This is a genomic window from Kitasatospora sp. NPDC001540 (assembly GCF_042894345.1).
Classification (GTDB): domain Bacteria; phylum Actinomycetota; class Actinomycetes; order Streptomycetales; family Streptomycetaceae; genus Kitasatospora; species Kitasatospora phosalacinea_C.
Map to the genome: position 1 here is coordinate 60,473 of NZ_JBIAVO010000027.1, position 22,519 is coordinate 82,991.

General features: G+C 75.1%; 19 protein-coding genes. 17 read left to right on the forward strand and 2 right to left on the reverse strand.

Annotated elements, in window-relative coordinates; all coding sequences use genetic code 11:
- The first annotated feature begins 105 nt into the window (after positions 1–105).
- The 10 genes from ACFY00_RS27235 (at position 106) to ACFY00_RS27280 (ending at position 12,466) form a co-directional block, all read left to right on the forward strand.
- The gene (locus ACFY00_RS27235) at positions 106–1,284 is read left to right on the forward strand and encodes a LamG domain-containing protein (RefSeq protein WP_388034162.1); all 1,179 of its coding nucleotides are present in this window, start codon (positions 106–108) and stop codon (positions 1,282–1,284) included.
- A 236-nt stretch (positions 1,285–1,520) separates the two neighbouring features.
- Positions 1,521–2,336, forward strand: a complete 816-nt coding sequence (locus tag ACFY00_RS27240; RefSeq protein ID WP_388034163.1) for a glycosyltransferase family 2 protein — start codon at positions 1,521–1,523, stop codon at positions 2,334–2,336.
- On the forward strand, positions 2,333–2,833 hold the full coding sequence (locus ACFY00_RS27245) for a hypothetical protein (protein WP_388034164.1): 501 nt from the start codon (positions 2,333–2,335) through the stop codon (positions 2,831–2,833). Before ACFY00_RS27240 ends, ACFY00_RS27245 begins: the two co-directional genes overlap by 4 nt.
- Before the next feature lie 35 nt (positions 2,834–2,868).
- Positions 2,869–3,975 (forward strand): glycosyltransferase family 4 protein, encoded by a 1,107-nt coding sequence (locus ACFY00_RS27250; protein ID WP_388034165.1) that lies wholly within the window; start codon positions 2,869–2,871, stop codon positions 3,973–3,975.
- Positions 3,972–6,347, forward strand: coding sequence for a hypothetical protein (locus tag ACFY00_RS27255; protein WP_388034166.1), 2,376 nt, complete (start codon positions 3,972–3,974; stop codon positions 6,345–6,347). The genes ACFY00_RS27250 and ACFY00_RS27255 overlap by 4 nt, the downstream gene beginning before the upstream one ends.
- Positions 6,344–7,495 (forward strand): glycosyltransferase family 4 protein, encoded by a 1,152-nt coding sequence (locus ACFY00_RS27260; RefSeq protein WP_388034167.1) that lies wholly within the window; start codon positions 6,344–6,346, stop codon positions 7,493–7,495. Before ACFY00_RS27255 ends, ACFY00_RS27260 begins: the two co-directional genes overlap by 4 nt.
- 24 nt (positions 7,496–7,519) lie before the next feature.
- Positions 7,520–8,905, forward strand: coding sequence for a lipopolysaccharide biosynthesis protein (locus ACFY00_RS27265; RefSeq protein ID WP_388034168.1), 1,386 nt, complete (start codon positions 7,520–7,522; stop codon positions 8,903–8,905).
- On the forward strand, positions 8,902–10,059 hold the full coding sequence (locus tag ACFY00_RS27270) for a glycosyltransferase family 4 protein (protein WP_388034169.1): 1,158 nt from the start codon (positions 8,902–8,904) through the stop codon (positions 10,057–10,059). The genes ACFY00_RS27265 and ACFY00_RS27270 overlap by 4 nt, the downstream gene beginning before the upstream one ends.
- Positions 10,056–11,336 (forward strand): polysaccharide pyruvyl transferase family protein, encoded by a 1,281-nt coding sequence (locus ACFY00_RS27275; RefSeq protein WP_388034170.1) that lies wholly within the window; start codon positions 10,056–10,058, stop codon positions 11,334–11,336. The genes ACFY00_RS27270 and ACFY00_RS27275 overlap by 4 nt, the downstream gene beginning before the upstream one ends.
- On the forward strand, positions 11,333–12,466 hold the full coding sequence (locus ACFY00_RS27280; RefSeq protein WP_388034171.1) for a glycosyltransferase family 4 protein: 1,134 nt from the start codon (positions 11,333–11,335) through the stop codon (positions 12,464–12,466). Before ACFY00_RS27275 ends, ACFY00_RS27280 begins: the two co-directional genes overlap by 4 nt.
- Positions 12,467–12,483: 17 nt before the next feature.
- On the opposite strand, the gene ACFY00_RS27285 is transcribed toward ACFY00_RS27280, so the two are convergent.
- Positions 12,484–13,722, reverse strand: coding sequence for a cellulase family glycosylhydrolase (locus ACFY00_RS27285; protein WP_388034172.1), 1,239 nt, complete (start codon positions 13,720–13,722; stop codon positions 12,484–12,486).
- Positions 13,723–13,804: 82 nt separating this feature from the next.
- Positions 13,805–14,797, reverse strand: coding sequence for a type I pantothenate kinase (gene coaA / locus ACFY00_RS27290; RefSeq protein ID WP_388034173.1), 993 nt, complete (start codon positions 14,795–14,797; stop codon positions 13,805–13,807).
- Positions 14,798–14,896: 99 nt separating this feature from the next.
- Between coaA and glmS the strand changes: the two genes are divergently transcribed.
- The 7 genes from glmS to ACFY00_RS27325 all read left to right on the forward strand — a co-directional run bounded on the left by glmS (position 14,897) and on the right by ACFY00_RS27325 (position 22,500).
- Positions 14,897–16,753 (forward strand): glutamine--fructose-6-phosphate transaminase (isomerizing), encoded by a 1,857-nt coding sequence (gene glmS / locus ACFY00_RS27295; protein ID WP_388034174.1) that lies wholly within the window; start codon positions 14,897–14,899, stop codon positions 16,751–16,753.
- 62 nt (positions 16,754–16,815) lie between these two features.
- Complete coding sequence (locus tag ACFY00_RS27300) at positions 16,816–17,184, forward strand: holo-ACP synthase (protein ID WP_388034175.1); 369 nt, start codon at positions 16,816–16,818, stop codon at positions 17,182–17,184.
- 353 nt (positions 17,185–17,537) lie between these two features.
- Positions 17,538–18,977 carry an NAD(P)H-hydrate dehydratase gene (locus ACFY00_RS27305; RefSeq protein ID WP_388034176.1) on the forward strand — a complete coding sequence of 480 codons (1,440 nt, stop codon included), beginning with the start codon at positions 17,538–17,540 and terminating at the stop codon, positions 18,975–18,977.
- Between the two features lie 264 nt (positions 18,978–19,241).
- Positions 19,242–20,426 (forward strand): alanine racemase, encoded by a 1,185-nt coding sequence (gene alr, locus ACFY00_RS27310; protein ID WP_388034177.1) that lies wholly within the window; start codon positions 19,242–19,244, stop codon positions 20,424–20,426.
- 3 nt (positions 20,427–20,429) lie between these two features.
- Positions 20,430–21,584 carry an alpha/beta fold hydrolase gene (locus ACFY00_RS27315; RefSeq protein ID WP_388034178.1) on the forward strand — a complete coding sequence of 385 codons (1,155 nt, stop codon included), beginning with the start codon at positions 20,430–20,432 and terminating at the stop codon, positions 21,582–21,584.
- 61 nt (positions 21,585–21,645) lie between these two features.
- On the forward strand, positions 21,646–22,158 hold the full coding sequence (tsaE, locus tag ACFY00_RS27320; RefSeq protein WP_388034179.1) for a tRNA (adenosine(37)-N6)-threonylcarbamoyltransferase complex ATPase subunit type 1 TsaE: 513 nt from the start codon (positions 21,646–21,648) through the stop codon (positions 22,156–22,158).
- A 102-nt stretch (positions 22,159–22,260) separates the two neighbouring features.
- Positions 22,261–22,500, forward strand: a complete 240-nt coding sequence (locus ACFY00_RS27325; RefSeq protein ID WP_388034180.1) for a hypothetical protein — start codon at positions 22,261–22,263, stop codon at positions 22,498–22,500.
- Positions 22,501–22,519 lie beyond the last annotated feature (19 nt).

Genomic DNA, 22,519 nt, shown 5'->3' on the forward strand with positions numbered 1-22,519 from the left:
GTCAGGTCGCGGTAAAGAAGCGGGAAGGTTTCGATGAAGGACTTCGGAGAACTTTCTCGGGATCCGGCGTTCGGGTGAAGAAGCGGATGTTCTAGCATCCGGTCTATGACTGACGGCACCCACCAGCCGGGCGGGCCGGCCGCCCAGGGCCCCGGCCCGAATCCCGCGAACGCCGGAGCGCCGCAAGGTGGCCCGCCGCCCGGGCAGTTCGGCGCTTTCGGCCCCCCGCAGACGGACGCCCCCGCGCCGGGCGCCGCACCGCAGCCCGACGGCTACGGGTACCCGCACGCGGCCGTGCCGCCGCCCGCCTACGGCTACCCGCAGGGCCCGTACGGGCAGCAGGTCCCGTACGGGCCGCCCGCGTTCCCGGCGCAGCAGGACCCCGGCGCGCCCGACTGGGAGGCGCTGGCCGAGGAGGCGGCCGCCTCCTCCCGGCGCCGCCGCCGGTTGTGGACGATCGGCATCGTGGTGGTCGCCTGCCTGCTCGGCGCGGGCGTCGGCGGGGTGATCATCAAGAACCGCGGCGGCCACCCGGAGGCGTCCAGCACGTCCACCGCCTCGCCGGGCGCGAGCGGCGGCCCCTCGGGCGGCGCGTCCCCCTCGGGCAACCTGCCCAGCGACGCGCCGACGGTGCCCGGTCAGCCGAACCTGCTCGCCGACCACTCCGGGCAGGCCAACCTCGGGGTCAGCCCGGACGCGCAGGTCAGCCAGGTGCAGAACGGGTACGTGCTGCGCCTGCGGTCCAACCCCAACTCGTACGCGCAGTCCACCGACCCGGTGGTCGACGTGAGCAAGAGCTTCAGCATCTCGGCCTGGGTCTACAACGAGGCGGGCGGCGTCTCCCGGGCCGCGGTCAGCCAGGGCGACGGCGTCTCGTACTCCTTCCTGCTCGGGCGGGACGACACCAACGGCCACAAGGCGTGGATGTTCAAGGTGCAGACCGCGGACGGCGGGGCCGACGGCACCACCGTGCAGGTGCTCTCCGACAACGCCAACACGGTCGGCGAGTGGGCCCAGTTGACGGCGGTGTACGACGCCGACCAGAAGTCCATCGCGCTGTACGTCAACGGCAAGCTGGCGGGCAGCGCCAAGGTGCCGGGCATCTGGGCCGGGCCCGGGCCGCTGCAGATCGGCCGGACCAGGCTGCACAGCCAGTGGGGCAACTACTGGGCGGGCGTGATCGGGCACATCCGGATCTGGAACCAGGCGATCCCGGCGGAGCAGATCAAGGGCGACGGTTCGGCCATCACGGCCAAGCCGATCGCGTCCTGGCTGGTCGGCTGAGTGCGGAGCGGCCGGCCGCCCGGCCGGCCGCCCGCCCGTGCGGGCCAACCCGGTGGGCGGTGGGAGTCGCCCGGTGCGGCACCGGTATTCTGTCGTTGTTTCAGGCCACGGGGGTGACCACGCACACCACCGGCCGCGGCCGACGACGGTGGACGGTGCAGGGAGAGCAAGCCCCGACCGCCGCCCGTTCGGAAGCGCGTCGCACGTGACGCACGGTCAATTCAGGGGGCGAACCGGTGGACACGCTGTCGATAGTCATTCCCGCGCTCAACGAGGCGGAGAACCTGCCGTCCGTGATGGCCTCCATCCCGGTGGCGGAACTCGCCGCCGAGGGCTGGGAGACCGAGGTCGTGGTGGTGGACAACGCCTCGGTCGACGACACCGCGGAGGTCGCCCGCAGGCTCGGCGCGCGCGTGGTCTCGCAGCCCGAGCGCGGCTACGGCAACGCCTACCAGGCGGGCTTCGACGCCGCCGGGGGCGAGGTGATAGCCACCGGCGACGCCGACTGCACCTACCCGTTCGACGCCCTGCCGGAGATGCTGCGCACCCTGCGCGAGCACGACGTCGAGTTCATGACGACCAATCGGCTGCTGCGCCGCAACCGCGGCGCCATGAAGCCCTCGCACTTCGCCGCCAACCACGCCCTCAGCGCGCTCAGCCGGACGCTGTTCCGCAACGGCCTGAAGGACTCCCAGTCCGGGATGTGGATCTTCCGGCGGTACGTGTGGCACGGCGTGGACGTCCGCTCCGGCGGCATGGCCTTCTCGCAGGAGATCAAGAACGCCGCCACCGACGCCGGCTTCCGCTTCCTCGAAGTGCCGATCGACTACCGGGTGCGCGGCGGCGAGGTGAAGCTGCGCGCCCTGCCCGACGGCATGGGCAACCTGCGCCAGCTGTTCCGGCACCGCTTCCGGCGTCCCGCCGTCAAGCAGACCCCGGACCAGTTGCGGGCCGAGCGCGTCGGCCTGCCGCACCGGTCGCAGCCCGAACCGCGGCCCCAGGAGACGACGTTCGCCGAGGAGCTCCGGACCGGACGGTACGAGGCGGTATGAGCGCCGTCACGGAGGAGGAGGCCGGCTCCCGGGCCGCGGGGCGCCGCGACCGCCGCCGCCCGGGCCGCCGCGGCCCGCGCGCCCTGCTCGCGGTCGCGGCCGCCGTGGTGCTGCTGGCGACCGCCGTCGCGGTCGCGGCCGTCCCCTCGCTGCGGGAGGAGATCAGGCTGTCCTTCACCCGGCGTCCGGCCTCGTTCACCGAGCTGTACTTCACCGCGGACCCGAGCATCGACGGGGCCGCCGTCACCCTGCCGATGGCCCTCAACGCCCACGGCACCGGCGTGAAGTCGTACCAGCTGAAGGTCGTCCTGCAGGCCGCCGACGGCACCGAGGTGGCCGGCACCGTGCTCACGGTGCAGCCCCGGGACGGCACCCCGGTGCCGTCGGTCGCCAAGCTCCAGACCACGAAGGAAGTGACGTCCGCCCTGGTCGAGCTGGTCGGCCACCCGCAGACCCTGCGCTTCCGTTTCGACAAGCCGAAGACCGCCAACCCCTGAGGGCACCGCACCACGCCCCTGCCCCTGGAAGAGCGATGAGCACGATCCTGCAGGTCACCCCCTACTACCCGCCGCACCTGGGCGGACTGGAACGCGTCGTGGAGCAGCTCGCGCAGCGCCTCGCCGCGCGCCACGACGTCCGGGTCGTGACCACCGTGCTCGGCGCGGACGGCGCGCCCCGCCACCAGAGCGAGGGGCGGCTCGGCATCCGCCGCCACCGGGCGGTCGAACTCGCCCACACCGCGCTCGCCCCCGGCCTGCCGCTGGCCCTGCTGCGGGCCCCGCGCGGCGCGCTGGCCCACGTGCACTGCGCGCACGCGCTGATGCCCGAGACGGTGGCCCTGGTGGCGGCGCTGCGCCGGCAGCCCTTCGTCCTGCACTTCCACCTGGACGTGGACGCCTCCGGGCCGCTGGGCCGCCTGCTACGCCCCTACAAGCGGCACGTGTTCGCCCGGGTGATGCGGGCCGCCGCCGCGGTGATCGTGCTCACCGAGTCGCAGCGGGAGTTCGTCCGCACCGCCTACCGGGTGCCGGACGACCGGATCCACGTCATCCCCAACGGCGTCGCCGAGCACTGGTTCCGTCCGGTCGCCGCGCCCCGCCCGGACGGGCCGCTGCGGGTGCTGTTCGTCGGCCGGCTGAACGTGCAGAAGCGGGTGGACCGGCTGCTGGAGGCCGTCGCGCTGGCCCGCGCACCGCTGGCGGTGCGGATCGCCGGGGACGGCGAACTGCGCGCCGAGCTCACCGCCCGGGCCGCCGAACTCGGCCTGGACGACGTGGAGTTCACCGGCGCGCTGGACGCCGACCGGCTGCGCGCCGCGCACGCCTGGGCGGACGCCTTCGTGCTGCCCTCCGACAAGGAGGGCATGCCGCTGGCCGCCCTGGAGGCGATGGCCGCGGCCCTCCCGGTGGTCGCCACCGAGGTGCCCGGCAACCGCGAACTCCTCGACGGCACCGGCCTGCTGACCGCCCCCGAACCGGCCGCCCTGGCCGCCGCCCTGGACCGCCTGGCCGCCGACCGGCAGCTGCGCGCCGACCTCGCCGCCCGCAGCGCCCGCACCGCCGCCGGGCACGGCTGGGAGCACGTCACCGCCCGGGTCGAAGAGGTCTACGAGCTGGTGCGCGCCGGGGGCGGACGGTGAGCCGCCGGGCCGGGGACGCCGGTGGCGCCGGGGCCGCCGCGGGCCGTTCCGCGCGGCTGCGGGCGCGACTGGCGCCGCTGCGCGGCCGGGGCGGCGTGCTGGCCGCCGTCGGTCTGGCCACCGTCCCGGTGGCGCACGACGTCCTGCCCGGCCCGCTGCGCACCCTGGCGGGGCTGTGGCTGCTGCTCGGCGCCCCGGTGCTGATCTGGCGGGGCACCGCCGCCCGGGTGGTCTCCACCCGCGACGGCGCGCTGCTGCTGGCGGTCGGCTTCACCCTGCTCACCGACCTGCTGACCGCGCTGGCCGTGAACACCCTGCTGCCGCTGCTGGGCGAGCCGCACCCGCTGACCCGGCCGTGGCTGACCCTGGCCACCGCGACGGTGCTGCTCGCCCTGGGCGTCCTGCTGCCCGAGGAGGACCGGCCCGCCGCCCCGCGCCGACGCGGCCCCGTCCCCGGCCGGCTGCCGGTGCTGTGCACGGGCGGCCTGGCGCTGCTGCTGTCGGTGGCCGGTCCGGTCCGGCTCAACAACGGCCTGCCCGGCACCGTCAGCGCGGTGGCGACGGCGGTCGTCGCGGCCCTGCTGGTGATGCTGCTGGTGCGCCGCCGCCGCTGGTCCACCGGGGTGCTGGAGCTCGGCCTGTACCTCGGCTCGGCGTCGTTGCTGCTGCTGAACTCGCTGCGCGGCTGGTACATCACCGGCCACGACGTGCAGCGCGAGTACGAGTACTTCCGGCTGGCGCTGGGCGGCTCGCTGTGGTCGGTGAACACCTACCCGGACGCGTACAACGCCTGCCTGAGCATCGTGCTGCTGCCGGTGAGCGTGGTCCGGATGACCACCCTGCCGGACATCTACGTCTTCAAGGCGCTGCTGCCGCTGCTGTTCGCGCTCGCCCCGGTGCTGGTGTACCGGGCGGTGCGCAACACCGCGCCGCAACTGGTGGCGCTGCTGTCCGCGGTCTACTTCCTGGTCTTCCCGACCTTCCTCAACGACATGACCTCGCTGGGCCGGCAGGAGGTCGCGTTCCTGCTGCTGGGCTGCGCGCTGGTGGTGCTCACCGACCGCGGCCGACCGCTGGCCCGGCGGCGGCTGGTGTTCCAGGTGCTGCTGGGCGGCGTGGTGCTCTCGCACTACGCGACCATCTACGTGGTGGTGGCGGTGCTCGCGGTCGCCTCCGCGGTCGACCTGGCGTGGCGGCTGGTGACCCGGCGCGGCCGGGCCCGCACCCGGCGGCGCAGCCGGGGCCAGGCCCGGGAGTGGACCTTCGTCACCTGGTGGATGGTGCTGGTCCCGGCCGCCCTCGCCCTGGTGTGGGCCGGTCCGGTCACCCACACCGGCGGCCAGCTGCGCACCACGCTGTCGGCGGTGGCGCACTCAGCGCTGCACCCGGGCAGCGGTGGGGGCGGCTCCTCCGACACCGCGTACAGCCTGTTCGGCGGCAGCTCCTCGATGACCCCGGAGCAGCGGCTGGCCGCGCACCGGCAGGAGAGCCTGGAGAAGACCGAGCAGGCCCGCAACGAGGGCGTCTACCTGCCGCTGAAGACCGTCAACGCCTACCCCACCAAGCTGATCAAGCAGCGCGAGATGCCGCTGACCTCGGCCGGGCGGGCGCTGGACTCCGCCGGGGTCGACGTGTCCTGGCTGAACGCGGCGCTGCGCGCCCTCATCACGAAGTGGTTCCAGCTGCTGATCCTGGTGGGGCTGCTGGTGGCCCTGCTGGCGCGCCGCCGACCGGTGTTCCGGCCGCAGCGCGACCAGGTGACGCTGGCGGTCGGCTCGGTGGTGCTGCTCGGGGCGATCACCGTGCTGCCGCAGTTGTCGGTGGACTACGGCGTGCTGCGGGCCTTCCAGCAGGGCCTGTTCTTCTTCGCCCCGTTCCTGGCGGCGGGCACCGTCTGGCTGGCCCGGTTCGCCGGGCGGCGCGCGGTGCCGCTGGTGGGCACGCTGGTCGCGGCGCTGCTGCTGGACCTGGGCGGCGTGGTGCCGCAGACGCTGGGCGGCTTCCCGGCGCAGCTGCAGCTCAACAACGCCGGCCAGTCGTACGACATCTACTACCCGACCACGGAGGAGCGGCTCGCCGCGTACTGGCTGGAGCAGCGGACCTCCAAGGACAAGCCCCGGCTGACCCTGCAGACCGACAACTTCACCTACGGCCGGGTGCAGACCCTGGTCTCCGGCCCGGTGAAGGGCGACGTGTTCCCGACCGTGGTCGGCACCCGGACGTACGTCCTGCAGGGCACCACCACGACCCGCACCGGCGACGTCACGCTGTCCTACCGGGGCGACCTGATCACCTACCACTACCCGACCGACCTGCTGGAGCACACCAAGAACGAGGTCTACAGCAGCGAAGGGGCGAGGATCTTCCGATGACGTCCATCGCGCGCCCGCAGCGGGTCCTGCTGGTCAGCCACTACTACCCGCCGCACCTGGGCGGGGTGGAGAACGTGGTGCGCCAGGAGGCCCTGCACCTGGCCGCCGCCGGTGCCGAGGTGACCGTGCTGACCAGCGGCGAGCGGAGCTCCCGCACGGTCGAGGACGGCGTGCGGGTGGTCCGGGTCGCGGCCTGGAACGGCCTGGAGCGGGCCGGGGTGCCGTTCCCGGTGCTGTCGCCCGCCGTGCTGCCCGCCGCGCTGCGCGAGGCCCGCCGGGCGGACGTCGTGCACGTCCACGACTGCCTGTACCTGACCTCGTGGACGGCGGGCCTGGCGGCCGCGCTGACCCGCACCCCGCACCTGCTGACCCAGCACGTCGGCCTGGTCGAGCACCCGTCCGCGCCGGTCCGCGCCGTCCAGCGGGCGGTGTACGCCACCGTCGGGCGGGCCCTGCTGCGCCGCGCCCGCGCCGTGTTCACGCTGAACGCCGACGTCGCCGCGTTCGTCCGCCGCTACGGGGCCCGGCCGGAGCGGGCCCGGCACCTGCCCAACGGGGTGGACGCCGAGCTGTTCCGGCCCGCCGCCTCCGAGCGGGAGCGGCAGGAGGTCCGGGCCCGGTACGGGTTGCCCGCCGGGCGGCCGCTGGTGCTGTTCGCCGGGCGGCTGGTCCCGAAGAAGGGCTACGACCTGCTGCTGGAGGCGCACGACCCGGCGGACGGCTGGGACCTGGTGCTGGCCGGGGACGGCGCGCCGGTGCCGGACCGCCCCGGGGTGCACCGGCTGGGCGCGCTCCCCGCGGAGGAGCTGGCCGGGGTGTACCGGGCCTGCGACGTGTTCGCGCTGCCGTCCACCGCGGAGGGCTTCCCGCTGACCGTCCAGGAGGCGATGGCCTCCGGCCTCCCGGTCGTCACCACCGACGACCCCGGGTACGCCCCCTACCGGCTGGACCGCGCCCTGGTGGAGCTGGTGCCGCGCCGCCCCGACGCGCTGCGGGCCGTGCTGACCGCCCTGGCGGGGGACGCCGACCGGCGCGCCGCGATGGCCGACTACTCTCGTCGCCATGCCACGGAGCAGTTCGCCTGGGAGGAGCACGTGCGCGTGCTGAGCGGCCACTACCGCGGTGCGGCGGACGCGGGGACGACATGAGCAGCACCACCGCGGCGTCCGCCGATGGCTAGGCACGGCCGTCCGGCGGGCGCGCCCCCCGCGGTGCCGGCCGCCCGGGGCGGCGGCGGCCACCGCCGGGCCCGGCACGCCAAGAAGGCCGACCAGGTCTACCGCAGCTCGTTCTTCGTGCTGGCGGCGACGGCGACGACCGCCGCCCTCGGCTTCGTGTTCTGGGTGGTGGTCGCCCGCTACTACACGCCCTCCGAGGTCGGCCTGGCGACCTCGCTGATCTCCGCGACCACGCTGATCTCCTACCTGAGCATGTTCGGCCTGAACAGCACCCTGGTGCGGTTCCCCGCCGACGAGTCCGCCCGCAACGGCCAGCTCACCCTCGCGGTGGTGCTGGTCGCGGGCATCTCCTGCGTGGTCGGGGCCGGCTACCTGCTGGGGCTGCCGCTGTACGGGCGCAAGCTGATGTTCGTCCGGGACGACCCGGTCGCGATCGCCGCCTTCGTGCTGTTCTGCGCCTGCGCGTCGGTCAACCAGCTCACCAAGTCGATCTTCGTGGGCTCCCGGATGCCGCAGACCAACGTCCTGGTGGACGGCCTGCTGCAGGGCGCCGCCAAGCTGGCCCTGCCGGTCGCGCTGGCCGGCTTCGGCGTGTTCGGGGTGGTCGGCTCCACCGGCGGCGGCTACGTGGTCGCCGCCCTGGTCGCGCTCGCGGTGATGCACCGCCGACTCGGCTGGCGGCCGGACTTCCGCACCCGCGGCACCCGGCTGCGCGAGCAGTTCCGGTTCTCGCTGGCCAGCTACACCTCCAGCCTGCTCAACCTGCTCCCGCAACTGGTGCTGCCGCTGATCGTGCTGCACCACCTGGGCGCGGCCGCGGCCGGCTACTACTACGTGGCGTTCCAGATCGCGGCGCTGCTGAACGCGGTGTCCTTCTCGGTGGGCGAGGCGCTGTTCGCCGAGGCGTCCAACGACCCGTCCCGGTTCTTCGTCCTGCTGCGCCGCACCGCCGCGATCATCGCCGCCGTCCAGGTGCCCGCCGCGCTGGCCGTCGCGCTCGGCAGCGGGCTGCTGCTGCGGCTGTTCGGCGCCGGGTACGCGGGCCAGGCCAGGTCGCTGCTGGTGGCGTACGCGGTCGGCGCGCTGGCCGTCGCCCTGAACACCTGGGTGGCGTTCGCCCTCAAGCTGACCGGACAGCTGCGCAACCTGGTGCTCGGCAACGTGGTGTACGTGCTGGTCACCGTCGGGACGGCGCTGCGCACCGCGCCCCGCGGCCTGGTCTGGATGGGCTGGAGCTGGGGCGCGGGCAACCTCGCGGCCGGCCTGGTCGGCCTGGTCGGCCTGTTCTGGTGGCGCTACCGGCAGCGCAACCCGCGCCGCGCCGCCGCCGGGCCCCCCGCGGCGGGGAGCGCCGCGCCGACCGCGGAGGCCGTCCGGTGAGGGTGCTGCAGATCGTCAACCTGGGCTTCGGGGCGGGCGGCGCCGAGAAGAGCGTCCGGCTGATCGCCGAGGGGCTCGGTGCCCGCGGCCACCGGGTGCGGGTGGTCGCCACCGACCTGCTCGCCGACGGCCGCGAGGTGTTCGCCGACCGGCTGGTGCCCGCCATCGGCGGCTCGGCGGCGGCCCGGCTGCGCCGCAAGTTCTGGTACCGGCGGGCGTACCGCGACCTGCGCGCCGAGATCGCCGAGTTCCCGCCCGACGTGGTGCACCTGCACACCGTCGGCGAGTTCAGCCCGTCGGTGCTGGACGCCACCCGCGGCCTGCCCCGGGTGCTGACCGTGCACGGCCCGGAGGACTGGACCCGCGACCTGCTGCGCTGGAACCTGCCCAGCGCCGCGGCCGGCGGCCGGCTGTCCGCCGCCGACACCGCCCGGCTGCTGTACCTGCGGCTGCTGCAGCGCCCCGCCTACCTGCCCCGGCTGCGGCGGGTCGACCTGCTGCTGGCGCCCAGCCGGTACTTCGCCGGGGCGGTGCGCGCCGACGCCGGTCGCGTCCCGGTGCGGGTGCTGCCCAACGGCATCCCGCGGCTGACCGCGGCCGCGCCGCCCGCCCCCGGGCGGGAGGTGCTGTTCGTCGGCCGGCTGGAGCGGGTCAAGGGCGTGCACGTGCTGCTGGAGGCGTTCGACGCGGTGCGGCGGCGGTTCCCGGACGCCCGGCTGACCGTGGTCGGGGACGGCGCCGAACGGGCCGCGCTCGAACGGACGGCCCGCGAACTCCCCTGCGGCGGCGTGGAGTTCACCGGCTGGGCGGAGCAGCGGCAGGTCGCCGAACGGCTCCGGGCCGCCGCCGTCGTGGTGCTGCCCTCGCTGTGGCCGGAGAACTTCCCCACCGTCGCCCTGGAGGCCCTGCAGCTGGGGCGCCCGCTGGTCGCCTCCCGGGTCGGCGGCCTGCCCGAACTCGTGGGCGAGGACAACGGCGTGCTGGTCGCCCCCGGCGACCCGGCCGCCCTGGCCGCGGCGCTGACCGGCCTGCTCGGCGATCCGGAGCGGCTGCGCCGGCTCGGCGCGGCCTCGGCGGCCCGCGCCGACCACTACGGCGTCGAGGAGTTCCTCGACGCCCTCGAACGGCACTACGGAGAGGTGCGGACGCGGTGAGGGTCCTCGTCGTCAACATGTTCGTCCGGGGCAACCGGGGCGACGCCGCCCTGCTGTCGGTGGCCCTGGAGCAGGTCCGCCGGGCCTGGCCGGACGCCGAACTGGCGATCGCCGGGTTCGAGCACCCGGCGCAGTGGCCGACCTTCGACGGCGTCCCCAACCTGGGGTCGATCCGCCGCTACGCGGGCGAGGAGTCGGCCGGCCGGCTGGCCCGCCCGGCCCGCAAGCTGCTGGCCTTCGGCCTCGGCCTGCTCGCCGCACTGCCCCGCGGCGGCCGGCTGGTGCGCCGCCTCGCCGGGCGGCTGCCCGCCGAGATGCGCGCCGAGGTGCGGGCGCTGGCCGCCGCCGACCTGGTGCTGTCGGTCGGCGGCGGCTACCTCAACGGCCGCAAGGACTTCGCCTCCGACCTGTCGATCGCGCTGTACGCGCTGCCGCTGTGGCTGGCCCAGCGCTTCGGCGTGCCGGTGGTCCTCGGCCCGCAGTCGTACGGCCCGTTCCCGACCCGGCTGCAGGCGCTGCTGATCCGCCACGTGGTGGGGCGCAGCCGACGGGTGGTGGCCCGGGAGGGCATCAGCGTGCAGCGCCTGGCCGAGGTCGGGGTCCGCGCGCCGCTGGTGGTGCGCGGCGTGGACAGCGCGTTCGCGTTCCGCGGCACCTCCGACCGGCCGTGGCGGGCCGAGCTGGGCGTCCCGGCCGACTCCCGGCTGGTGCTGGTGACGGCCCGCCGCTCGCTGACCGGCGCCGCCCAGGACCGCTACGAGCAGGCGGTGACCGCCGCGGTGCGGCACCTGCTCGACGAGGGCTGCCACGTGGTGCTCGTCCCGCAGGTCACCTGCGCGTACCTGCAGGACGACGACCGCCTCGTCAACCGCCGGATCGCCGCCGCCCTCGGCGGCGCCGACGCCTCGCCGAGGCTGCACGTGCTGGACGACGACACCCTCGACCACCACGAGGTGTTCGGCCTCTACCGGACCGCGGACCTCATCCTCGGCACCCGCTTCCACTCGGTGATCTTCGGCCTGGTCTCCCGGGTGCCGTGCATCGCGATCGAGTACGACCACAAGACCTCCGGCATCATGGCCGACCTGGACCTGTCCCGCTGGGTGGTGCGCACCGAGGACGCCGACCCCGCCACGCTGGTCGCCCTGGTGCGGCGCCTGGTCGCCGAGCGCGAGGAGTACCGGGCCCACCTGGAGGAGGTGTTGCCCGCCTACTCGGCGCGCGCCGAGGAGTTCACCGCGCTGCTGCGCGCCGAGGTGGCGGCGGCGGCCCGGTGAGCGCGCGCACCGTCGCGGTGGTCGCCCCGTACTACCCGCCGCGGATCGGCGGCGTCGAGCACTACGCGTCCCGGGTGGCCCGGGCGGTGGCCGCCGACCCGGCGTTCCGGGCGGTGGTGATCACTAGTGGCGCGGGCCTGCGCACCACCGTCACCGAGGAGGACGGGGTGCGGGTGGTGCGGCTCGGCACCTGGCTGAAGCTCTCCAACACCCCGCTGAGCCCGCTGTGGCCGCTGCAGCTGCGCCGCTGGCTGCGCCGCACCGGCGCGCAGGTGGTCAACGCGCACGCCCCGGTGCCCGGCCTCGGTGACCTGGCGGTGCTGCTGGCGGGCCGCCGACCCGCGGTCCTGACGTACCACGCCGGGTCGATGCGCAAGGGCGGGCCCGGCAGCGGCCTCGCGGACCGGTTGATCGGCGCCTACGAGCGGCACGTGCTGCCGCGGGTGTTCGCCCGGGCCCGGACGCTCGTCGCGGTGTCGCCCGTGTCGCTGGCCGAGGGCCGTCCGCACGCGGTGCGGATCACCCCGGGCGTCGACCCGGAGCGCTTCACCCCGGGCGCGCCGCCGTCCGCCCGCCCGCGCACCGTGCTGTACGTGGGCCGGATGGACCGCAGCTCGGCCTGGAAGGGCGTGGACGTGCTGCTGCGGGCCTTCGCCGACCTGCCCGCGGACCCCGGGGACCCGGTGCGGCTGCGCCTGGTCGGCGGCGGCGACGCCCTGCCCGACCACCTGGCGCTGGCCGCCGACCTGGGCGTCGCCGACCGGGTGGAGGCCACCGGCGAGCTGACCGGCGACCGGCTGGTGGAGGCGGTGCGCACCGCCGCGGTGGTGGTGCTGCCCTCCCGCACCGAGGCCGAGTCCTTCGGCATGGCGCTGGTCGAGGCGATGGCCTGCGGCACCCCGGTGGTGGGCTCCGCGGTCGGCGGCATCCCGTACCTGGTGGAGGACGGGGCCTGCGGGCTGCTCGTCCCGCCGGGCGACCCGGTGGCGCTGGCGGCGGCCGTGCGGCGGGTGCTGGCGGACGGCGCGCTGGCCGACCGGCTGGGCGCGGAGGGCCGCCGCCGGGCCGAACGCGACTACGCCTGGCCCGCCCTGACGGCCCGCTACCTGGAGCTGTTCGCCGCGTCCTGAGGCCGCCGGGGCGGCTCTCAGCGGCCGGCGCTCGGGCTCGGGCCGCGGCGGCCCGCCGCCAGCCCGTCGCGGTAGGCCGCCACCGCCGCGCCCCACGCCGCGAGGGCGGGCTTGGGGGTGCCGTCGTAGCGGCGCAGCCCGTAGAACATCGAGCGGTGCGCCTTGTCCTTGTCGGTGCCGGAGTCCTGGTCGGAGTACCAGAACACGGCGTTCACGTGCGGGTTGGCGGCCGAGGCCGGGACGGTGTCGGTGGCGATGGCGGCCTGCAGGTCCTCGGTGACGTGGGTGGCGTTCGCCGGGGTCGTCCTCCCGTCACTGGCCTGCCCGGGGCCGTTGGTGGCGGCGCCGGTCTCGGTCAGCCAGATCGGCAGGTTCGGGGTGCCGTAGCGCTGCAGGATCCCGACCAGGTTGTCGTGGGTGGAGCTGATGTTCTCGAAGGCGGTGCCGAAGTCGGTCCGGTCGCTGGGCAGGTGCGGGTAGGTGTAGGGGTGGTAGCCGATCGCGTCGACCACCTTGTTGGCGCCGAGCTCGCAGACCGCGGTCAGGAAGTCGAACTGCGAGACGTAGCCCTCGTTCTGACCGGTCGACACCGCGGCGAGCCCGCCCAGCACGACGTACGCCTGCTTGTCGGCGGCGCGCAGCGCGGCGGCGGTGGACTTCAGCAGCTTGGTGTACGCGGCCGGGTCGGGCTTGGGCGCCCAGAACGGCAGGTTCGGCTCGTTCCAGACCTCCCAGGTGTGCACGCCCATCGGCGCGTACCGCTCGGCGGCCTTGCGGGCGAACGCGGCGAAGGTGTCGGGGTTGGCCGGGGCGCAGGACGAGTCGCCGCCGCAGCCGGTGCGGCGGGCCCACTTGGGGGTGTAGCCGATGGTGGCGAGCACGGTGAGGTGGCGCTCCTGGGCGGCCTTGGCGATCCGGTCGAAGCGCTGCCACTCGTAGTTCTTCGGGGTGTCCGGCTGGATGTTGTTCCAGGACAGGTCGACCCGGATCCAACCGGCGCGGCTGTTCACCGCGTCGTCCAGGGCGACGGCGAGCTCGGTCTCGGACTTCCAGGTCAGCGAGTCGCCGTAGGCGATGCCGATGTTCAGCTCGCGGGGGCCGTCGGACGCGGTCGCCGACGGTTCGGCCGTCGCGCCCGTCCCGGGGGCCGGTGCGGCCGGCGGCGCGTCGACGGCCAGCAGCGTGGCGATGAGCGAGACAACGAACGCGCCGAGCGCGATGATCAGCCGCTGGCGCTTCCCCGAGTGCGTCATCATGCGCGCCAGCCTAGGACAGTGCTCTCCGGCGGTACCCGGAGGGTTGTGGAAACGGCCGCCGGGCGGCCCTCCCGGGGCCGGGTCAGAGTTTGCGCAGCAGCGCCCGGCGGACCTTGTGGTCCTGGCCCTTCTGGAGGATCAGGGTGGCCCGGCCGCGGGTGGGCAGCACGTTCTCCAGCAGGTTGGGGCGGTTGATGGTCCGCCAGACCTGGCGGCCGTAGTCCATCGCCTCCTCCTCGGGCACCTCGGTGAAGCGCCGGAAGTAGGAGTTCGGGTCCTGGAACGCGGTCTCCCGCAGCTTGCGGAACCGGTCCAGGTACCAGGCCTCGATGTCGTCGGTGCGGGCGTCGACGTAGATCGAGAAGTCGAAGTAGTCGGCGACCGCCATCCTGGTGCGGCCGTCGGTGCCGGGCAGCGCGGGCTGCAGCACGTTCAGGCCCTCGACGATCAGGATGTCGGGGCGCTCCACCACCAGCCGCTCGTCCGGCACGATGTCGTACACCAGGTGCGAGTACACCGGCGCGGTGACCCGGTCCTTGCCCGCCTTCACGTCCGCGACGAAGCGCATCAGCGCCCGCCGGTCGTACGACTCGGGGAAGCCCTTGCGGGCCATCAGGCCGCGGCGGCGCAGCTCCGCGTTGGGCAGCAGGAAGCCGTCGGTGGTGACCAGTTCGACCCGCGGGTGCTCGGGCCAGCGGGCCAGCAGCGCCTGCAGCAGGCGGGCGGTGGTGGACTTGCCGACCGCGACGGACCCGGCCACGCCGATGATGAACGGGGTGCGCACCCGCTCGGTGTCGGGCGTGTCGAGGAAGCTCCCGACCGCGCCGCGCAGCTCGTGGGTGGCGTGCACGTAGAGGTTCAGCAGGCGCGACAGCGGCAGGTAGACGTCCCGGACCTCGTCGAGGTCCAGGGCGGTGCCGAGTCCGCGCAGGCGCTCGACCTCCTCGGCGGTCAGCGGCAGCGGGGTGCGCTCGCGCAGCGCGCTCCACTCGGCGCGGTCCAGATCCACGTACGGGGAGGGAGTGGGCGCGGGCGGCGCACCCGTCGTACAGAGTTCGGTCAGCACGCTGTCCATTGTGAGCCGTTCCGGGGGCGCCGGGTGCTGTGGTGTCGGTCACCCGGTGTGCTCATCCGACCCCTCGGGGGTCGAACGGACGCACATATGCTGGCGCACATGTGCGGAATTGTTGGATATACCGGGCCCCAGGGGGCCCTGGACGTGGTGATCGCGGGACTGCGGAGGCTGGAGTACCGGGGCTACGACTCGGCCGGCGTCGCGGTCCAGACCCGGGGGGCCGACGGGCAGTGGCTCCTCACCACCGACAAACGGGCCGGAAAGCTCGTCAACCTGGAGAAGTCGCTGGCCGAAACCCCTCTCCCGGCCGGCACCACGGGCATCGGACACACCCGGTGGGCCACCCACGGCGGCCCCACCGACGCCAACGCCCACCCCCACCTGGACGACCACCGCAGGGTCGCGGTGGTCCACAACGGCATCATCGAGAACTTCGCCACGCTGCGCGCCGACCTCGCCGACCGGGGCCACACCCTCCGCTCCGAGACCGACACCGAGGTCGTCGCCCACCTGCTCGCCGAGGCCTACGACGGCGACCTCGCCGAGGCCATGCGCACCGTCTGCCGCCAGCTCGACGGTGCCTTCACCCTCGTCGCGGTGCACGCCGACGCCCCGGGCACGGTGGTCGGCGCCCGCCGCAACTCCCCGCTGGTGGTCGGCGTCGGCGACGGCGAGAACTTCCTCGCCTCCGACGTCGCCGCGTTCATCGCGCACACCCGCGAGGCGATCGAGCTCGGCCAGGACCAGGTCGTCGAACTGCGCCCCGACGGCGTCACGGTCACGAACTTCGACGGCACGCCCGCCGAGGTCCGCGCCTACCACGTCGACTGGGACGCCTCCGCCGCCGAGAAGGGCGGCTACGACTACTTCATGCTCAAGGAGATCGCCGAGCAGCCCAAGGCCGTCGCCGACACCCTCCTCGGCCGGATCGGCACCGACGGCCGCCTCACCCTCGACGAGCTGCGCATCCCCGACCAGGTGCTGCGCGAGGTCGACAAGGTGGTGATCGTCGCCTGCGGCACCGCCTTCCACGCCGGGATGATCGCCAAGTACGCGATCGAGCACTGGACCCGCGTCCCCTGCGAGGTCGAGGTCGCCAGCGAGTTCCGCTACCGCGACCCGATCATGGACGACCGCACCCTGGTCGTCGCCATCTCGCAGTCCGGCGAGACCATGGACACCCTGATGGCGCTGCGGCACGCCCGCGAGCAGGGGGCGAAGGTGCTGGCGATCTGCAACACCAACGGCTCGACCATCCCGCGCGAGTCCGACGCCGTCCTCTACACCCACGCCGGCCCCGAGGTCGCGGTCGCCTCCACCAAGGCCTTCCTCACCCAGCTGGTCGCCTGCTACCTGGTCGCCCTCTACCTGGGCCAGGTCCGCGGCACCAAGTGGGGCGACGAGATCTCCTCCGTCATCCGCGAACTCGGCGACGCCCCCCGCCAGGTCGAGCAGGTGCTCGGCACCATGGAGCCCGTCCGCGCCCTGGCCCGCTCGCTGGCCGACGCCCGCTCGGTGCTCTTCCTCGGCCGGCACGTCGGCTACCCCGTCGCCCTCGAAGGCGCGCTCAAGCTCAAGGAGCTCGCCTACATGCACGCCGAGGGCTTCGCCGCGGGCGAGCTCAAGCACGGCCCGATCGCCCTGATCGAGGAGGGCCTGCCGGTGGTCGTCGTGGTGCCCTCGCCGCGCGGCCGCTCGATCCTGCACGACAAGATCGTCTCCAACATCCAGGAGATCCGGGCCCGCGGCGCCCGGACCATCGTGATCGCCGAGGAGGGCGACGAGGCCGTCGTCCCCTACGCCGACCACCTGATCCGGATCCCCGCCACCCCCACCCTCCTGCAGCCCCTGGTCTCCACCGTCCCGCTCCAGGTCTTCGCCTGCGAACTGGCCACCGCCAAGGGCCACGAGGTCGACCAGCCGCGCAACCTCGCCAAGTCCGTCACCGTCGAGTAGCCGCGTATCGTCCATCCCCGGGGCGGTCGGCCCGTCCCGGGGACGGACGAGGGAGTACACAGGTGATCATCGGGGTCGGCATCGACGTGGCGGACATCGAACGGTTCGGACAGTCCCTGGAACGCACCCCCGGACTCGCCGAGCGCCTCTTCACCCCCGCCGAACTGACCCTCCCCTCCGGCAAGCGCCGCGGCACCGCCTCCCTCGCCGCCCGCTTCGCCGCGAAGGAGGCCGTCGCCAAGGCCCTCGGCGCCCCGCCCGGCCTGCACTGGGAGGACGCCGAAATCCGCGTCGAGGAGTCCGGCCGCCCCGTCCTCCACATCACCGGCACCGTCGAAGCCTGCGCCGCCAAGCTCGGCGTCACCTCCTGGCACCTCTCCCTCAGCCACGACGCGGGCGTCGCCTCGGCGGTGGTCGTCGCCGAGGGGTGAGCAAGCAGGGGCCGGGGAACTCTTCGGCAGACGAGCACGCACAACAGGGGCTCGGGGAACTCTTCGGCAGACGAGCATGCACAACAGGGGCTCGGGGAACGGCGAGTCCGAGCTGCTGCTGGTCGGAACCCACCGAAGGTCCGTGCTGCTTCGGGCCGCCTGAACAGAACCCGGAGCCACGGCACGCACCGGCAGTGCACCGCCAGCAGCCCCGAGCCCGCCGTTCCCCGGGCCCCTGATTGCACGACCCGTGTGCCCGACAGTTCCCCGGGCCCCTGATCGCACGACCCGTGTGCCCGACAGTTCCCCGGGCCCCCGATGTCGCTTCCCGTCCGTCGAGAATGGAGAACCGCATGCGCCACGCCCACACCGTCGAGCAGGTCCGTTCCGCCGAAGCCGCACTGATGGCCGCGCTGCCGGAGGGCACGCTGATGCAGCGGGCCGCCGCCGGGCTGGCCGCGGTCTGTGCCGGGCTGCTGCCCCGGGTGTACGGGAGCCGGGTGCTGGTGCTGGCCGGGTCGGGGGACAACGGCGGCGACGCCCTGTTCGCGGCCGCGCGGCTGGCCCGGCGCGGGGCCCGGGTCGAGGCGCTGCTGCTGGACCCGGCGAAGGCGCACGCCGGGGGCCTGGCCGCGCTGCTCGCCGCCGGAGGCCGTCCCACCGCCGACCGGGACGCCTTCACCCGGGCCGACCTGGTGCTGGACGGCATCGTCGGCATCGGCGGCCGCGGCCCGCTGCGCCCCGCCGCCGCCCCGTTCGCGACGATGCCGCGCCGCGGCCGCCTGGTCGCGGTCGACGTCCCGTCCGGCGTCGACCCGGACACCGGCGAGGTCGCCGGACCCGCGCTGCGCGCCGACGTCACGGTCTGCTTCGGCACCCACAAGCCCGGCCTGCTGATCGACCCCGGCGCCCAGTACGCGGGCGTGGTCCACCTGGTCGGCATCGGGCTCGACCTGCCGCCCGCCCCGGTCGAGGCGCTCCAGCACGCCGACGTGGCCGCGCTGCTGCCGGTGCCCGGCGCGGAGAGCGACAAGTACCGGCGCGGGGTGGTCGGCGTCGCCGCCGGGTCGGCCCGCTACCCGGGGGCGGCGGTGCTGGCCGTCGCGGGGGCGCTGCACGGCGGGGCCGGGGCGGTGCGCTACACCGGGCACGCGGCCGCGGAGGTGGTCCGCCGCCACCCCGAGACGCTGGTCACCGAGGACGGCCCGGCCCGGGCCGGGAAGGTCCAGGCGTGGGTGGTCGGCCCGGGCGGCGGCGCGGACGCCGAACGGACGCTGCGCGAGGCGCTGGACAGCGAGGTGCCCGTCCTGGTCGACGCCGACGCCCTCACCGAACTCGCCCGCCTCGGCCCGTCCGCCCTGTCCGGCCGCCCCGCCCCCGTCCTGCTCACCCCGCACGCGGGCGAGGCCGCCCGCCTGCTCGCCGGGCTCGGCGAGGACACCGACGCCACGGCCGTCGCCGCCCGGCGGCTGCGCACCGCCCGGCGGCTCGCCGCGGGGTACGGCGCGACCGTGCTGCTCAAGGGCTCCACCACGGTCGTCGCCGACCCGGACGGCCGGGCCCGGGTCAACTCCACCGGCACCGGCTGGCTCGGCACCGCGGGCAGCGGCGACGTCCTCTCCGGCCTGGCCGGCTCCCTGCTCGCCACCGGCCTCTCCCCGCTGGACGCCGCCTCCGCCGCCGCCCACCTGCACGGCCTGGCCGGCCGCCACGCGGCCGCCCCGGGCGCCCCGATCACCGCCCTCGACCTCGTCGCCGCCCTCCACCACGCCTGGGCGTCCCTCACGGAGTAGCGGGACGCGCGTCCAGGGGCTGGGGGAACGGCGGGTCCGTGCTGCCGACGGCCGGAGCCCACCGATGCGTCCGTGCTGCTTCGGGCCGCCCGAACAGAACCCGGAGCCACCGCACGCACCGGCGGTGCGCCGCCAGCAGCCCCGAGCCCGCCGTTCCCCGGGGCCCCTGCGTACGCGCCCTCCGGGCGGGCAGGCGGGTGGTGCGGCCCGGTCGGCCGTGCCCCTGATGGGGGGACCGGTCGCTGTCTGGGAGACTGATACGCGATGACGACTGCGAACACCACCGGGACGCCCGCCCTGGCCCAGGGGGCACGGGCCGAGGCGACCGTCGACCTGGCCGCGCTGCGCGACAACCTGGCCGCGCTGCGGGCCCGCACCAACGGGCCCGAGCTGATGGCCGTGGTCAAGGCGGACGCCTACGGCCACGGCGCGCTGCGGTGCGCCCGGGAGGCCGTCGCGGCCGGGGCCGGCTGGCTCGGGACGGCGACCCCGGAGGAGGCGCTCGCGCTGCGGGCCGCCGGGATCGGCCCGGAGCAGGCCCGCATCCTGTGCTGGCTGTGGACGCCGGGCGGCCCGTGGGCGCGGGCGCTGCGCGAGTCGGTGGACATCTCGGTCAGCGGCCAGTGGGCGCTGGACGAACTGCTCGCCGCCGTCCGCGAGACCGGCGTCCCGGCCCGGGTGCACCTGAAGGCCGACACCGGCCTGGGCCGCAACGGCTGCCAGCCGCACGACTGGCCGGACCTGGTGGAGAACGCGGTCAAGGCGCAGGCCGACGGCCTGCTGCGGGTGGTCGGCGTCTGGTCGCACTTCGCGGCCGCCGACGAGCCCGGCCACCCCTCGATCCAGGCCCAGCTGGACGGCTTCGCGCAGGCCCTGGCGTTCGCCGAGCGCTCCGGCGTCGACCCCGAGGTGCGCCACCTGGCGAACTCCCCGGCGACGCTGCTGCTCCCGCAGTCGCACTACGACCTGGTCCGCCCCGGCCTGGCGATGTACGGCCTGTCGCCCGTCCCGGACGTCGGCGCCCCCGCCGACTTCGGCCTGCGCCCGGTGATGTCGCTGGCGGCCCGGCTGGCGCTGGTCAAGCGCGTCCCCGGCGGCCACGGCGTCTCGTACGGGCACCACTACACGACCTCCGGCCCGACCACGCTCGGCCTGGTCCCGCTCGGCTACGCGGACGGCGTGCCGCGGCACGCCAGCAACACCGGCCCGGTGCAGATCGGCTCGACCTGGTACCGGGTGGCCGGGCGGGTCGCGATGGACCAGTTCGTCGTCGACCTCGGCGGGGACGCGCCGGAGGTCGGCGAGGAGGTGCTGCTGTTCGGCGCCGGGGAGCGGGGCGAGCCCACCGCCGAGGACTGGGCGCGGGCCTGCGGCACCATCGCGTACGAGGTCATCACCCGGATCGGGGGCCGGGTCCCGCGACGCTACGTCGGCGGACTGCGGGGGTGACGGATGGCTGAGGAGTCCTCCTCCGGCGGGGTGTCCCGAGCCGGGCTGATCGGCATCTCGCTGGGCGTGCTGGCGGCCGGGGCGGCCGCCGGGGTGGCGATCGAACGGCTGACGGTCGGGAGAGCGATGCGCAGGCGGGCCCGAGAGGAACTGGACGCGGCCGCGGGCTTCGGAACGCTGCGCGGCACCGCCGTGACGGTGCCCGCCGCGGACGGCACCGGGCTGTACGTGGAGGTCGACGAGGCGGACGGGGCGCCCGGCCCCACCGTGGTGTTCTGCCACGGCTACTGCCTCAACCAGGACAGCTGGCACTTCCAGCGGGCCGCGCTGCGCGGCGTCCTGCGCACCGTGTTCTGGGACCAGCGCAGCCACGGCCGCTCCGAGCGCTCCCGCACCCACCTGGACGGCGAGCCCGCCTCGATCGACCAGCTCGGCGCCGACCTGGCGGCGGTGCTGGACGCGGTCGTCCCCGAGGGGCCGGTCGTGCTGGTCGGGCACTCGATGGGCGGGATGACGGTGATGGCGCTCGCGGACCGGCACCCCGAGCTGTTCGGCCCCGGCGGTCGGGTGGTCGGCGTCGCGCTGCTCGGCACCCTGGCGGGCGACTGGGACGCGGTGCCGCTGGGCCTGCCCGCGGTCGGCGCCAAGGTGGTCAAGCGGGTCGCGCCCGGGGTGATAAAGGCGCTGGGCCGCCAGGTCGAACTGGTCGAGGCCACCCGCCGCTGGGGCTCCGACCTGGCCGCGGTGTTCTACCGGCGGTTCTCCTTCGGCAGCAGGGACGTCGACCCGTCGGTCGCCCGGTTCGCCGACCAACTGCTGGACGCCACCCCCATCGACGTGGTCGCCGAGTTCTACCCGGCGTTCTCCGCGCACGACAAGCGCGCCGCACTGGCCGCGCTGTCCGGCCTGCCCGCCCTCGTCCTGGCCGGGACGAAGGACCTGCTGACCCCGCCCGAGTACTCCGAAGCGATCGCCGCCGAACTGCCCGGCTCCCGGCTGGCGCTGGTCGAGGGCGCCGGACACCTGGTGATGCTGGAGACCCCCGGCACCGTCGACCGCGAGCTCGCCGCGCTGCTGGAGCGCGCCGCCGAGCGCGCCGGGACGGGCCCGCTGCCGGACGCGGTGCGGAAGCTGGCGCAGCAGCCGACCGAGGACTGAACCGAGCCCTTCGCGCGGTGTGGCACCTTAGGGGTGGCCGCAACGATCGAAGAAGGACGCCATGGGTTCGCAGACCACTCTGACCGTCGAAACCGCGGAGCGGATGACCGGCCTCGGCCGGCGCCTGGCCGCCCTGCTGCGCCCCGGCGACCTGGTGCTGCTCTCGGGGGAGCTGGGCGCGGGCAAGACCACGCTGACCCGCGGCCTGGGCGAGGGCCTGGGCGTGCGCGGCGCGGTCACCTCGCCGACCTTCGTGATCGCCCGGGTGCACCCCTCGCTGACCGGCGGCCCCGCCCTGGTGCACGTGGACGCGTACCGGCTGGGCGGCGGGCTGGAGGAGATGGAGGACCTCGACCTGGACGTGTCGCTGCCCGAGTCGGTGGTGGTCGTCGAGTGGGGCGAGGGCAAGGTCGAGGAGCTCTCCGAGGACCGGCTGGAGGTCCGGATCGAGCGGACCCTCGGCGGCGAGGCGGTGGGGGCGCTGGACGAGGAGTCGGACGGGCGGCGGGTCGTCCTCACCGGGCTGGGCGCTCGCTGGGACGGTGCGGACCTCACCGGATTGGGTGAGAACTGACCCGGGTTTCCGACACCCTGTCGGGAAACGGTTGCGGCGCACCGGGCGGGCGTGATGGGATGGCGACAGCAGGTTAGGTATGCCTAACTAGGGAGGCGCCCGATGCCGAGCACACCCCCCACGAACACCGAGGACCGCCCGGAGCGGACTCCGGCCGCCGGAACCACCGGAGCCGCCGGAACCACCGGAGCCGCCGGAACCACCGGAACCACTGGAGCCGCCGGGGCCGGGCCGGAGCGCGTCGCCGCGACGCCCGTGCCGATGCGCGCCCTGCTGGCGTCCTGCCGGGCCGCCGAGGCCGTCTCCACCCCGCCGGAGCGCGACGCCGCCGCTGCCGCGTAGCGCTCCCGTGCGGGGCGTG

Bases quoted from the DNA above. Each gene is read 5' to 3' on its own strand.
- ACFY00_RS27285 (WP_388034172.1), bottom strand. From the start codon at position 13,722: ATGATGACGCACTCGGGGAAGCGCCAGCGGCTGATCATCGCGCTCGGC.
- ACFY00_RS27260 (WP_388034167.1), top strand. From the start codon at position 6,344: ATGACGTCCATCGCGCGCCCGCAGCGGGTCCTGCTGGTCAGCCACTAC.
- ACFY00_RS27325 (WP_388034180.1), top strand. From the start codon at position 22,261: ATGCCGAGCACACCCCCCACGAACACCGAGGACCGCCCGGAGCGGACT.
- ACFY00_RS27250 (WP_388034165.1), top strand. From the start codon at position 2,869: ATGAGCACGATCCTGCAGGTCACCCCCTACTACCCGCCGCACCTGGGC.
- ACFY00_RS27265 (WP_388034168.1), top strand. From the start codon at position 7,520: ATGGCTAGGCACGGCCGTCCGGCGGGCGCGCCCCCCGCGGTGCCGGCC.
- alr (WP_388034177.1), top strand. From the start codon at position 19,242: ATGACGACTGCGAACACCACCGGGACGCCCGCCCTGGCCCAGGGGGCA.
- tsaE (WP_388034179.1), top strand. From the start codon at position 21,646: ATGGGTTCGCAGACCACTCTGACCGTCGAAACCGCGGAGCGGATGACC.
- ACFY00_RS27245 (WP_388034164.1), top strand. From the start codon at position 2,333: ATGAGCGCCGTCACGGAGGAGGAGGCCGGCTCCCGGGCCGCGGGGCGC.
- ACFY00_RS27235 (WP_388034162.1), top strand. From the start codon at position 106: ATGACTGACGGCACCCACCAGCCGGGCGGGCCGGCCGCCCAGGGCCCC.
- glmS (WP_388034174.1), top strand. From the start codon at position 14,897: ATGTGCGGAATTGTTGGATATACCGGGCCCCAGGGGGCCCTGGACGTG.
- ACFY00_RS27305 (WP_388034176.1), top strand. From the start codon at position 17,538: ATGCGCCACGCCCACACCGTCGAGCAGGTCCGTTCCGCCGAAGCCGCA.
- coaA (WP_388034173.1), bottom strand. From the start codon at position 14,797: ATGGACAGCGTGCTGACCGAACTCTGTACGACGGGTGCGCCGCCCGCG.
- ACFY00_RS27315 (WP_388034178.1), top strand. From the start codon at position 20,430: ATGGCTGAGGAGTCCTCCTCCGGCGGGGTGTCCCGAGCCGGGCTGATC.